Annotated in this window: 9 protein-coding genes; all 9 read right to left on the bottom strand. The window is 60.9% G+C overall.

Annotated elements, in window-relative coordinates; translation table 11 throughout:
- Positions 1 to 18 precede the first annotated feature (18 nt).
- The 9 genes from BW33_RS23345 to algK all read right to left on the bottom strand — a co-directional run bounded on the left by BW33_RS23345 (position 19) and on the right by algK (position 12497).
- Positions 19 to 1470, bottom strand: a complete 1452-nt coding sequence (locus tag BW33_RS23345; protein ID WP_003221833.1) for a mannose-1-phosphate guanylyltransferase/mannose-6-phosphate isomerase — start codon at positions 1468 to 1470, stop codon at positions 19 to 21.
- A 208-nt stretch (positions 1471 to 1678) separates the two neighbouring features.
- Positions 1679 to 2335, bottom strand: coding sequence for an alginate O-acetyltransferase AlgF (locus BW33_RS23340; protein ID WP_047601457.1), 657 nt, complete (start codon positions 2333 to 2335; stop codon positions 1679 to 1681).
- A gap of 15 nt (positions 2336 to 2350) precedes the next feature.
- Positions 2351 to 3526, bottom strand: coding sequence for an alginate O-acetyltransferase (locus tag BW33_RS23335; protein WP_047601455.1), 1176 nt, complete (start codon positions 3524 to 3526; stop codon positions 2351 to 2353).
- A gap of 10 nt (positions 3527 to 3536) precedes the next feature.
- On the bottom strand, positions 3537 to 5102 hold the full coding sequence (locus tag BW33_RS23330; protein ID WP_007969546.1) for an MBOAT family O-acyltransferase: 1566 nt from the start codon (positions 5100 to 5102) through the stop codon (positions 3537 to 3539).
- A gap of 200 nt (positions 5103 to 5302) precedes the next feature.
- Entirely contained in the window at positions 5303 to 6427 is a 1125-nt protein-coding gene (locus tag BW33_RS23325; RefSeq protein WP_047601453.1) for a mannuronate-specific alginate lyase, read from the bottom strand.
- An 8-nt stretch (positions 6428 to 6435) separates the two neighbouring features.
- Complete coding sequence (locus BW33_RS23320; RefSeq protein ID WP_047601451.1) at positions 6436 to 7896, bottom strand: alginate O-acetyltransferase; 1461 nt, start codon at positions 7894 to 7896, stop codon at positions 6436 to 6438.
- 10 nt (positions 7897 to 7906) lie between these two features.
- A complete protein-coding gene (algG, locus tag BW33_RS23315; RefSeq protein ID WP_047601500.1) occupies positions 7907 to 9493 on the bottom strand; it encodes a mannuronan 5-epimerase AlgG in 1587 nt (528 codons plus the stop codon).
- A 26-nt stretch (positions 9494 to 9519) separates the two neighbouring features.
- Positions 9520 to 11001 (bottom strand): alginate export family protein, encoded by a 1482-nt coding sequence (locus BW33_RS23310; protein WP_047601447.1) that lies wholly within the window; start codon positions 10999 to 11001, stop codon positions 9520 to 9522.
- Positions 10998 to 12497, bottom strand: a complete 1500-nt coding sequence (algK, locus tag BW33_RS23305) for an alginate biosynthesis TPR repeat lipoprotein AlgK (RefSeq protein ID WP_177327520.1) — start codon at positions 12495 to 12497, stop codon at positions 10998 to 11000. Before algK ends, BW33_RS23310 begins: the two co-directional genes overlap by 4 nt.
- Between the last annotated feature and the right edge of the window lie 12 nt (positions 12498 to 12509).

Below are 12509 nucleotides of genomic sequence, written 5' to 3'. Positions count from 1 at the left end.
CTTCTCATTGCCGGGTGATCACTGCGCGATGGTTTTCACCGACACGCCGCGTTCGATCGGGGTGGAGCGACCGTAGATATCTTCGAAGCGTTCGATATCGTCTTCACCCAAGTACGAACCTGACTGGACTTCGATGATTTCCAGCGGGATCTTGCCCGGGTTGCGCAGGCGGTGCACCGAGGCGATCGGAATGTAGGTCGACTGGTTCTCGCAGAGCAGGAACACGTTGTCATCGCAGGTCACCTCGGCAGTGCCGCTGACCACGATCCAGTGCTCGGCGCGGTGGTGGTGCATCTGCAGCGACAGGCACGCGCCCGGCTTCACCGAGATGTGCTTGACCTGGAAGCGGCCGCCCATGTCCACCGAGTCGTAGGAACCCCACGGACGGTAGACCTCGCAGTGGTTCTGGGTTTCGCTGCGACCCTGCTCGTTGAGGGTGTTGACCATCTGCTTGACGCCCTGAACCTTGTCCTTGTGGGCGATCATCATGGCGTCCTTGGTTTCGACCACGACGATGTTTTCCAGACCGATCACCGACACCAGTTTGCCGTTGCCGTGGATCATGCAGTTCTTGCTGTCCTGGATCACCACGTCGCCCTTGCTGACGTTGCCGTTGGCGTCCTTCTCGTTGACTTCCCACAGCGACGACCAGCAACCGACATCGCTCCAGCCGGCGCTCAGCGGCACCACGCAGGCGCGCTGGGTTTTTTCCATCACCGAGTAGTCGATGGAGTTGTCCGGGCAGCAGGCGAAAGTGGCTTCGTCCAGCGTGACGGTGTCGGCGTCCTGCTGGCTGCGCTCGAGGGTCAGCAGGCAGGTGTCGTAGATGTCCGGATCGTGCTTTTTCAGCTCTTCGAGGAAGCGGCTGGCGCGGAACAGGAACATGCCGCTGTTCCAGTAGTAACCACCGGACTCGACGTATTCGGTGGCGCGTTTGACGTCGGGTTTTTCGACGAAGTGCGAAACGCGGCTGACGCCTTCGGGCAGCAGCGAGTCGCCGGTGGATTTGATGTAGCCGTAGCCGGTTTCCGGTTTGGTCGCCGGCACGCCGAACAGCACCATCTCGCCGTTTTCGGCGGCGACGGTGGCCAGGGCGAGGGCGCGTTGCAGGGCTTTCTGGTCTTCCAGCACGTGGTCGGCCGGCAGCACCAGCATCAGTTCGTCACGCCCTTCGTTGACCAGCATCATCGCGGTCAGCGCTACGGCTGGCGCGGTGTTGCGGCCGAACGGTTCCATCAGAATGCGCTGGCATTCGAGGTTACGGTTGGCCAACTGCTCGTTGACGATGAAGCGGTGATCCTTGTTGCAGACCACGATCGGCGTGTCCATGCCTTCGAACACCAGACGTTCCAGGGTTTGCTGGAACAGTGTGTGTTCACCGGTCAGGGCCAGGAATTGTTTAGGGAATTGCTTGCGCGAAAGCGGCCAAAGACGTGAACCGCTACCACCTGACAAGATCACCGGAATCATGTTGTTTACTCCATAAAAATCGATTGGTTAGAGGCACGAACGTTGTGTCGTTTCACTCTTGTTTTTGTCTCGTATCCAGAGACCGCCGCGATTCCCTGTAGGAGCTGCCGAAGGCTGCGATCTTTTGGCGTCTTTAATGACGCCGAAGATCAAAAGATCGCAGCGTGCCGCAGCTCCTACAGAGATCAGCGTCTCTGCGGGAAATTTGTTAGCGCGTCGACACCGGGCGTTTCACCCAGACTGGCGACAGGTTGCTGCCGTTGCCGGTGACGTACAGCACGGCTGCTTCACCGCGCTCCAGGGCGACCGGTTTCACGTCGCCGACCTTCTTGTCGCCCTCGTACAGCGCGAGGCTCACTTTCACCGGGTTGATTTCACGCTCGCCACGGCCCTTGGCGGCCACGTTCGGCACCACGTCGGTCTTGCCGTCGGCGGTCTTCAGGGTCAGCGGCTTGTCGCTGAGGTTCTGCACGCGCACCAGGGATTTCTGCTTGTTCTTGAACGGCGGTTCTTCGATCAGTTGCGGCGCGCCGGATGCGTTGTTGACCAGGGTGTAGTAGTGGTCACCGGCAAGTTTGACCGGCAGGGTCTGGCTGCCGACTTTGGCGCTGTAGTCACCGCCCGGCATGAAGCTGAAGTCGCTGCTGGCCAGCGGCGCGACGTCGCTCAGATTAGTGCTGCCGACGGTGGCGCTGACTTCGGCGTTGCTGGCGTTATAGATACGCACGAAGGTCGAGCCTTTCGGTGCAGTCGGGCCGTACAGCGCGGCGTCACCACCGGCGAAAGCCTGGACCGACAGCACGCTGAGGCCAGCGACCAGTGCAAAGCTTTTAGCGAGACGACGAGGAGTAGTCGTGAAAGTCATGGTGTTACCTCTCTTTCAGTTTTGCGCCCGATCGGGCGTCTCGGATTTAGTGTTGATGGCTACGTTTTGTTGGCGAGCACCGGCTTGTTTGAGCTCTGCGACCCACTGTGGGTCGGCGTCGCCGATTTCGTTGTTCACAGGCAGATATCGTTCAGGAAACTCCCAGATCAGCACCTGTGGCGGGCTGTTCTTGAAGTCATCGCTTTTCAGGTAGCTGAGCATCGGCAGGATCGGGCCGTGGCCGTCTTCGGCGTAGTTCACGACGTCGCTGTGCAGCGCTTGTTTCAGCGCACCGACGAAGTTCCAGTTGGGGTTGGCGCTGTAGCTGGTGCCGATCAGTGCGACCGGTACTTCGCTGTTGGCGAACAGCGCGTCGTCACCGGCAGGTTGCTCGGCGGCGGCCACGGTGTTGCGCTTCTGCAGCGGCTCTTGTGCTGGCATCAGGTTTTCGAACAGCGGATCCAGCGGCAGGAACAGACGCAGGTCGCCCTTGTGCGTGACCTTCTCCGCTGGCGTGGTGACAAAGCGCTGCGGCTCGCCGCTGAGCGGGAACTTGTCGGCGATGGTTTTCGCCAGGGTGTTGGCCGCGATCTCGGCGCCTTCAGGCGTCCAGTGGGTGTCGGTGCGCAGGAACACTTGCTGACCGTTCTGCTTGGCTTTTTGCAGCGGGCCGAGCAGGTCCGGGGCGAGGATCTTGTCCGCCGCGACACGGGCGTGGAAATCCTGATAGAGGTTGGCGTGGATGCTCGCCGGTTTCACTTCACCCAAGTGTTCCGGGTACAGGCGTACCTTGGCCGGCACGATCGCCATCACCAGTTTCACGCCTTTCTCTTTCAGGGTCTGGCGCACGCCTTCGACCAGCGCGTAGTTGCCTTGCAGGTTCAGTTCTTCGTTGACGATCGGGTTGAATTCCTCGTCGCTGTACAGCCACTGATCGCGACCGAGCACTACGCCCGGACGCCCTTCGTTGAACAGTTTGAAATCCAGCGCCGCCCAGAGGTTGGTGCCCAGGCGCTTGATCGGAAACTGGTCGTCATAGTGGGTTTCCACGGCTTTGGTCCAGCGACCATTGAGCACGGTCGCATCAGCGTTGGTGCTGAAGCCGAAGAAGCTGCGCACCGACCACAGACCGAGCACCAGCAGGGTCAGCAGAAACAGCGCGATGTAGAAGATGCGTAATGAGCGGGTCATGTCAGATCCCTCAGAACTGGAAGTAAAGGAACGGCGAGAAGCTTTGCGCCGAGAGTTTGAGAATCGAGGCGATGAACAGCAGCAGGATCAGCCCGCGCATCACGTAGCGTGACCAGTCCGCCGTCCAGTAGGCCGGTTGCACCTGGGCTTCGACGCCGACGGTGTAACCAGGTTCGTGGATGCTCGCCGGGTTTTCGCCAGGGGCTGCCTTGATCATGCCCGGGGTCGCGGTGGCAGGGCCGTTGGCCTCGACGTTGACTTCAGGTTTGCTCTTCACTGGAGGCTGGTTGGTGTACAGATCACGCAGGCCGAAGAACGCCAGCGTTGCGTACGCCACCACCAGGGTTGCCACTTGCAGGCCGGTGAGGCTGGCGCGGTTGAGTTCCGACAGCGACCAGTCACTGAAGCTGAACATCGCGCCGTACATGCGCCCCGCGACGTGCAGGTTTTCGGCACGGAAGATCACCCAGCCCATGACCACCAGCAGGAAGGTCAGCGCCCAGCGGATCGGGTTGAGGCTGCGCGGCGAGGTGTTGATGCCGAGCATTTTTTCGATCGCCAGCCACATGCCGTGCCAGGCGCCCCAGACGATGTAAGTGATGTTCGCGCCGTGCCACAGGCCACCGAGGAGCATGGTCAGGAACAGGTTGCGATAGGTCATCAGCGTGCCTTTACGGTTACCGCCGAGGGTTATGTACAGGTAGTCACGCAGCCAGGTCGACAGGCTGATGTGCCAGCGGCGCCAGAACTCGGTGATCGACTGGCTGATGTACGGCTGCTTGAAGTTTTCCATGAAGCGGAAACCCATCATCAGGCCCAGGCCGATGGCCATGTCGCTGTAACCGGAGAAGTCGAAATACAGCTGCGCGGTGTACGCCAGTGCGCCGAGCCAGGCATCACCCGTAGTCGGGTTTTGCAGGGCGAAGCAGTGGTCGGCCACTACCGCGAGGGTGTCGGCGATGAACACCTTCTTGATGAAACCCTGCATGAACCGCGTGCAACCTTCGGAGAACTTGTCGAGGGTGTGCGTGCGGTTATTGAACTGGTCGGCGAGGTCGCGAAAGCGCAGGACCGGGCCGGCAATCAGGTGCGGGAAGATCGCCACGAACGCTGCGAAGTCGATCAGGTTGCGGGTGGCCGGGGTGTCGCCGCGATACACGTCGATGATGTAGCTGATCGATTCGAAGATGTAGAACGAGATGCCGATCGGCAGCAGCACGTGGGTCAGGATGAACGGTTCCAGACCGAACGAGGTCATGATCGCGTTGATGCTGTCCACGCCGAAGTTGGCGTATTTGAAGTAGCCGAGGATGCACAGGTCGACCGCGACACCGAGCAGCAGCCAGCGCTGTGCCGGTTTGGTGCGCACGCCGGCGGCACCGACTTTCAGGCCGATCCAGTAGTTCCACAGGGTGACGCCGGCGAACAGCGCCAGGAAGTCCACCCGCCACCACGCGTAGAACACGTAGCTGGCGATCAGCAGCAACAGGTTGCGATAGCGTTGCCCGCTCAAGTAGTACAAGCCGAGAAAGATCGGCAAGAACAGAAACAGGAACACGTTGGATGAAAATACCATCCCGATCTCTCCATGTTTGAACCAACAGTCAAGGGCCAAAGCCCCCCCAAACCCCCCATGAAAAACCGGAGGGCTAACTCAAATCTCGTTGCCCCCTGTAGGAGCTGCCGAAGGCTGCGATCTTTTGATCTTGTCTTTTGAAAATCAGAGTCAAAAGATCGCAGCGTGCCGCAGCTCCTACAGGGTTTTGCGTTTTGATCTTACGAACCCTTGTTGCCCTTCTCGTGCGACGGGTCGTAGACCTTGGTCAGGTCGCCGCCCAGGCGGAAGGTCTTGAACGGTTGCATGCCGTGCTTCTTCTCGATCACGTCCGGCGGGCAGGTGTAGAGGGTGCAGAACGGTTCGAGCCAGGCGAACTTCATGTCCTCTTTCAGGTCGGTCATGTCCTGCTCTTTGCCGTTCTTCTTCTCGAACTGATCCGGGTCTTTCACCCCGGCCAGCACCCGGTCACCCAGACGCTTGAGCGCGCTGTTGTTTTCCTGACGCAGATCGACACCGTTGACCTGGGCAAAACTGGCGATCATCGCCAGTGGTGGCAGGGCGTAGTTGTGATAGGCGAGTGCGCGTTGCTGGCGCTTGAGTTCGTTGGGCAGGAAGCCGTCGGCATCGACTTGATTGACGCCAACCTTGTATTCCTTCACCGCCCAATCGAACAGGTCGCGACGGTTGGTGGCGACGGCGGTGGCCATCACCGACCAGGCAGCCCAGTACGAGTGGTTGTTGGTTTTTTCCAGCGGCAGGTTGTCCCAGTCGCTGACCACCTGATCGGCCATCTTGCTGAACCACGCTTCGATCTGCTGCGCTTCTTGCTGATGCGTGGCCAGCGGATGCGAGTCGGAGAACTTCAGGCGGATGTACGAAGACGCCATGCTGCCCAGCGCCCATTTGCGCATCGACTTGCCGGTGTGGTTGAAGTCTTTCGACATCAACGCATCGGCCTTGGCCCACGCGGTCAGCCAGTTCAGCGTGCAGTCGAGCTGCTCCGGACGACCGTCGCGCATGAACTGCATGACGCGTTTGGCGGTGCCACGCTCCAGGGTGGTGATGTCCTTGGTGGTGTCGCGGAAGGCTTTTTCCGACTGCACGTTCAGGGTCGCGCGGGCTTTGTCCGAGCCTTCGTATTTGCTGCGAAATTGCAGCGGCCCGGTGTACGGCGCCGGCATCGCATCGCAGCCTTCGCTCTTGTCGCCGCTCTTGAATTTATCCACAGGCGCGAAGTAACCCTGCGGCGGGCGCAGTGGCGCGGCGGCCTGAGTGGCCCCGGCGAACATCGCCAGGGTCAGCAGGGATGGTGCAAGCAAGTGTTTGATCGTTCGATTTCGCATAGCAGACCTCATTGCCCGAGCTGAGCGGTTTGTGGCCCAGCGCCCGGGAATACGTTGCGTTTGCAGATTTTCGCTTCGACTTTTTGCGGCGCGGTACCCGCTTCCGGGCCCTGGACTTCGACTGCCAGCAGATTTTGCGAGGCCCAGTCTTCGTCCGTGCGCAGCTCAAAGGCGAAACGACCGTCGGTGTCGGAGGTTTCCGGTTTCTCGATCTTGATGTCCTCGTGGCGACCGTTCATGTACCAGAGGGTGGCTTGCAGGGTTTTCACCGAGGTGTCGGCGAAGCGGATGTCGACCTGATGGCTGCTGTTCTGCAGGTTCAGGTTTTTGCTGTTGACCAGCAGTTCCTGTTTGCCGCCAGGCTTGAGCGTGGTGCTGGCGGACATTTGTGCGTCTTTGCCTTCGCAGCCGTTGTCGAGAAGGGACATCATCTGGCGATAGATGGTTTCCTGGTCGAGGCGGTACAGCGGCGAGAATTCCCAGATCAGAATCTTCGGCGGAGTTTTCTGGAATTCGTCGCTACCGAGGTACTGCAGCATCGAACCTTCGAGGCCGCCGCCAGGGAACGCGACGTTGAGAATGTCAGCGCCGATCGCCTCTTCGAGGAAGCCGGCGAAGTTGTAGTTCTTGCCGCTGTGCGAGGTGCCCACGAGGGTGATCTGCGGGTTACCGGAATCACCGAACAGGTCGCCGTCACCGGCCTCGCCTTTCGGCTCGGTGGTGAACTGGTCCATGTACTGGATCGCGTAACTGGTGCCGCACAGCTGGCCGGCCATGTTGTGCAGGGTGCCGGTCTTGCCCATGCGCCCGGTGCGTTTGGTCTCGAATTCACGCTTGGGAATGTCGGCGAACGCCGGGATCTGCTTGACCTTCTCGGCGACGATTTTCGCCGTGCGCTGAGCGCCGTATGGGGTCCAGTGCTGGTCGCCGCGGAAGTAGAAATCGTGGGCGGGCAGGGTGTCCGGCAGCGATTCGTTGGTCAGCGGCGACAGGTCCGGCACCACGTAACCCATCTGCGCGAAACGCCCGAGCATGGTCTTGTAGTTGCCCAGCGCTTTCTCGTAATCGAACGCGGCTTTCTCCTGCGGGTTGAGCTTGTTGCGGTTCACCAGACCACGGGTCGGCTGATAGACGATCACCAGTTCGACGCCTTTGGCCTTGAACGCATCGTGCAGCTGTTGCAGGCGTTTGTAGCCGGCCGGGGTGGTGTTGAACTCGGTGCGCAAATCTTCCTGGGTACGGAACAGCCAGTCGCCCTGCGCCTGCACCAGCGTGGTGAAGTTCTGCTGATAACGCGTGGTGTAGTTCTTCGCATCGTGCGCGGCCGGGCACAGATTGCAGCACGGTTCAGCGCTGAATTTTGGCGGTGTGGCGCCCGCCGCTTCATCGGCGCGAGCAGCATTGCTGGCCGCCAGAATGCCCACGGTCAGGGCCGACAGGCTGAGTAATTTGATCAAGTGTGGGTGCATAAAATTATCCTCAGTCCTGCATTTCGGTCTGGCGTTCGACAGGGTCGATCAGCACGGCTTTCTGCTGGCGCACCAGCAAGTCGAGAATTTCATCCTGGCGCTCGCCAAGGATGCCGTTGAAGCTGATGCCGCTGGATTTGGTCGGCGCCAGCATCGATACGCGGTACAGCTCGACGCTCAACGGCGAATCGATCGACAGCGGGCCGCTGCCGTTGGCCGCCAGTTCACCGCCAACCACGATCAGCGAGACTTGCGCGTCGAACGGGTCGAGCTTGATGTCACGGTCGGTGTCGGTCAGGTCCTTGATGTGGCCGTAGACGCCGGTCAGGCCGTTGGCCATGGCGACGTTTTCGTAGAGGCGGATGTTCACGCTGTTACGAATGCGGATGCCGTGGCGCTTGTTGCTGATGACCTTGTTGCCCCACAGCAGGTTGTCGGCGGACTCGTAGAGCGTGATGCCGTCCGTGTGGTTCTTGTAGATCTCGTTGTAGGCAATGATGTTGTTGACGCTGTTACGGTCGATCACCAGGCCCGAGAGGTGGTTGTCGTAGCTCTTGTTGTTGAAGATGAAGCTGTCGTTGACCTCACGGGAAATAATGATCCCGTGCTTCTTCTTCGTGCCGTACACAGTGTTCTCGGCAATGATCAGACCGTGGGAACGGTCGTGCGGGTCGATGCCGTAAACGATGTTGTCCTTGTAGGTGTTGCCCTTGACCACGAAGTCGCGGGTCTCGTAGCAGTAGAAGCCGTACCACATGTCGGAGAACTCGGAGCCGACGATCCAGCCGGTCGGCTCGGGACGCTTGAGCACTTTGGCCATGTTCGGCGTGTACTGGGAAATACTCACCCCGTACGACTTACTGTTGGCGTAGCCGAAGCTGGCCATCTTGCTGTTGACGATGTAAGTCTCGGTGCCGCCCCAGGCCAGCAGGAACGGACGGAATTCCTTCGGCGAACGGAAGGTTGCCGGGCCGTTGTCCTTCTCGCGCCAGCCAGTGACTTTGGTGTCACGCACGAACAGCTGGCCGTCGTTGACCAGGAACGAACCGGCCTCTTGCGACAGGCGCAATTCCTGGGTCTGGCCGTCGATTTCGAGGATGCCTTTACGGCCCACAACGATCGGCAGCTTCGACAGGTACACGCCCGGCGAGGTCTCGCTGAAGTACTGCTTGGGCAGCTTCTGCGCCAGATCCTTGAGGTTCATGTAACCGTCGTCGACGAAGATCGCCTGCGGGATGCCGTGCTGACGCACCACCCATTCGGCCATCTTGTTGTCGCCGCCGATGAAGTCCTTCAGGGCGTCTTCCTGCATCATCCGGCGCACGCTGACTTTGCCTGCTTTGCTACGGACGATTTTCGCGGCAGCAGCCTCGGCGGTGAAGCCGGACAGGTCGGGCAGTTTCGGCTTGGCCAGTTCCAGCGCCTCGGTTGGCGCGCTGCTGACGGTGTAGGTCTTGGCTTGTTGCAGCTCTTTGGCGGTGGTCACCGGCTTGCCTTGTTGAGGCACAGCCGGCTCCACCGTGGCGAACGCGCCAGCGGAGGCCAGCAGCATGGCGCCGGCCAACAGGCTGAGCGAGCCTTTCCTTGCGTGGTGCATGTCGGGCACTCCCTTGGCGGTTTGCATCAGAAGCGCCAGATCACGTCGATGAACGCGCGGTGCATGTACGAATCGACCTGGCTGCCATAGGCATCACCGGGCTTGAATACACCGCCACGGAAGCGCACCAGCGCCGACGGCTCGTCGATCGACTGGCTCAGGGCTGCCGGCAACAGGCCTTGCTTGAAGTACTTGGTCACCACCAGGTCCATCTCCTGACCCAGGTCCTTGTTGCCATCCTGCAGCGGCAGCGAGGTGCTGGAGAGGATCGCGCCGGTGACGTCGTCGGTGTTGTTCTCCACGGCGTTGATGCCGTTGCTGCCCACCGGCTTGTTGCCGTCCACGCGCCAGAACTTGTGGTAGATCAGGCTGGCGTCGTACTGGTCGTTGAGCATCCACGAACCGAACAGGGTGGCGGTCTGCATGTTGTTCATTTCGCCACGGAACGCTTCGCCGAAACGGTGCACGCGCGAGCGGGTACCGGTGTAGTTGGAGCGGTTGCTCTCCAGACCGTTCTGCTGGTAATCGGCGCTGGCGCGGGCATAGGCCGCACCGACCTGCCACTGCGGATCGAGGCGCAGACGCACGCCAAGGTCGGTGGCCCAGCCGTTGATGTCATCGCTGCGTTTGGCTTGCGCAGGACGGCTGCCATCAGCGTTCAGCGGGTTGACCGAATCGAGGTCGCCGCTCATGCCGGTGATGCTGCCCCAGTAGTTGACGGTGTTGGTGTTGCGCCAGTTGTAGGCATCGCTGTCGGCAGTCAGACCGAGCCAGCTGATGTCGCCGTTCTGGGTTTTGTCGAGGGTGTCGCGGGGCACGCCCGGTTCGGCGTAATCGAGCTTGCCGTCATCGTGGGTGTGGTGGCCGCGAATGCCGACCCAGTTACCCGGTGTCCACTGGTAGGCGGCATCGGCGTAGGCGTGCAGGCGATCCTTGTCTTTGGGCGCCAGCTCTTTGAGGTCGGTGCGGTATTCGCTGAAGCGTTCGGCGACACCGACGTTGGCCCGTAACAGGGTGGTGTCGAAGGTCCAGTTCAGCGCTTCGATGTTGGTGTCGCGCCATTGCCCGTCGTCATTGCGCAGACGCTGGCGACCGAACTTGAGCATCTCGCCGGGGTACGGCGTCAGGCCGCTGTAGCCGACCCAGAATTCGCGCATCGCCAGGTAATTCTTCTTGGTTTTGCGGTCGCTGCTGTCGGTGGTTTGTTCACCGTCGGACTGCTGCAGGGTGTCGGTCTCGATGATGTCGGTCGAGGTCACGGCCTGACCCATGGCGTAGGCACTCCACGCGCCGCTTTCGCCGTAGACCCACGGACGCAGGTCCAGGCCCACACCGTTGACGTCGCCGCCGCTGGCGGTGCCGAGGTCGCGGTCGTCTTCGGACTGGCCGGTGATTTTCACTTCCAGGCCGAAGTTCTTGGTTTCAGTGATCGCGGCCAGTGTCGGGCAAGACCAGATCAGCGCGAACGTGAGGCCAATGCCGGCCTTCACAAAGGGATTCAACTTCATAGGGATTCCTCGCCGTCTTCTTCTTGCAGGGCGTGCAGTTGCAGCGTGTTCTGGTTCAGGGCGCCACGGCTGGCCTGTTCCTGTTGCAGCAGGCGCTGGGCTTCGGCCAGACGCTCGGGCGGCAACTGCGCTGCGAGGGTGGTCGCCAGTTCATCGGCTTGCGGGGTGTTCTGCGCCTTGGCCAATTGGCTGAATACGTAGGCGTTGAGCGGGTCAGGCTTGGTGCCCTTGCCTTGGGAAAACAGTTGAGCGATGGCGAAATCGGCGCTGTTCTGGCCGTTGCGCGCAGCGGTCAGCAGGTGGTCGAGAGCCTTCTGCGGATAAACCTTGCCCAGGTAACCACGGCGATAGATCTGGCCGAGGTAGTAGTCGGCGGCGACTTCGCGGCCGACGGCTTTCTGGAAGTGTTCTTCGGCGACTTTGGCGTCGGCCGGCACCAGTTTGCCTTCGTAGTAGAGCTTGCCCAGCAACAGTTCGGCGCGCGGCTGGTCGGCGGCGCGGCCGTTGTCCAGGTACTTCATCATCTGATCGACGTCGCCCAGTTCCGGGAAGTCGTAGAGCAGCTGCGCGAGGGTCACCCACGACGCCGGGTAGCCCGGTGCGATCGGTTCGAGCAGCGATTGCGCGGTTTTTTCGTCGGTCTTGCCCAGAGTCGAATCGGCCAGTACGCGGGCTACGGAATCGACGCGCTGCGCAGTGACGCTGCCACGGCTGTAACCGGCCTGCATCTGCTTGATCAGCTCGGCTTGTTGTTCAGGCTGGGCTCGTTTCTGATAGACCGTGGCCAGTTCGACGTAGCAGATGTCGGTGGTGTTGAGCGCGGCTTTGCAGATCTTTTCCACGTCATCCAGATGCTGGTCGTAAGTGCCCTGAGTGCGGTACAGCAGCACTTGGGCCAGACCGGCTTCCGGGTAGCCGGATTTGCGCCACTGATCGATCTGCTGCTGAGCGTTGATATTCGGGAAGCTGTGCGGGTATTGCAGGTACAGCATCGCCAGCGGGATCAACGTATTGCCTTCGCCATTGGCGGCGGCTTTTTTCAGCAGGCTTTCGGCTTCGTGGTGCTCGGCTTCGGTAGAGCCCGGCTTGGCCACTAGCAGGCGACCGAGACGGGCCTGAGCGCGCGGCGAAACACTGGCGGCGGCACGGTAGGTCGCCTCGGCCTGTTTGATCTGCTCAGGGTCGCGGCTGTCGACCTGGATATCGGCAAGACCGACTTGCGCCTCGCTGTAACCCAGATCCGCCAGCGCGCGGTAGTTCTGCGCGGCGGTGGCAGTATCGCCACGCTTGAGCGCTTCGTTGGCCAGGCGTTGGTCGGGCAGGCCGGCGCAACCGGCCAGACTCACCGCCAATGCAACTGCGCATACCGTTCCCATGTAGGAGTGAGCCTGCTCGCGAAGCAGTCGACTCGATACATCAGACAAACCGTGCTGACCCTTTCGCGAGCAGGCTCGCTCCCACAGGGTCGGCGGTGTGTTCAAGACAGGAGTAGTCACAGGCATGTCCTC

Origin of the sequence: Pseudomonas sp. RIT288 (assembly GCF_000631985.1) — a bacterium.
Lineage (GTDB): Bacteria > Pseudomonadota > Gammaproteobacteria > Pseudomonadales > Pseudomonadaceae > Aquipseudomonas.
This window is presented reverse-complemented; position numbering and strand designations above follow the sequence as displayed.

Coding starts and splice junctions, on each gene's coding strand:
- BW33_RS23345 (WP_003221833.1), bottom strand. CDS start 1,470: ATGATTCCGGTGATCTTGTCAGGTGGTAGCGGTTCACGTCTTTGGCCG.
- BW33_RS23340 (WP_047601457.1), bottom strand. CDS start 2,335: ATGACTTTCACGACTACTCCTCGTCGTCTCGCTAAAAGCTTTGCACTG.
- BW33_RS23335 (WP_047601455.1), bottom strand. CDS start 3,526: ATGACCCGCTCATTACGCATCTTCTACATCGCGCTGTTTCTGCTGACC.
- BW33_RS23330 (WP_007969546.1), bottom strand. CDS start 5,102: ATGGTATTTTCATCCAACGTGTTCCTGTTTCTGTTCTTGCCGATCTTT.
- BW33_RS23325 (WP_047601453.1), bottom strand. CDS start 6,427: ATGCGAAATCGAACGATCAAACACTTGCTTGCACCATCCCTGCTGACC.
- BW33_RS23320 (WP_047601451.1), bottom strand. CDS start 7,896: ATGCACCCACACTTGATCAAATTACTCAGCCTGTCGGCCCTGACCGTG.
- algG (WP_047601500.1), bottom strand. CDS start 9,493: ATGCACCACGCAAGGAAAGGCTCGCTCAGCCTGTTGGCCGGCGCCATG.
- BW33_RS23310 (WP_047601447.1), bottom strand. CDS start 11,001: ATGAAGTTGAATCCCTTTGTGAAGGCCGGCATTGGCCTCACGTTCGCG.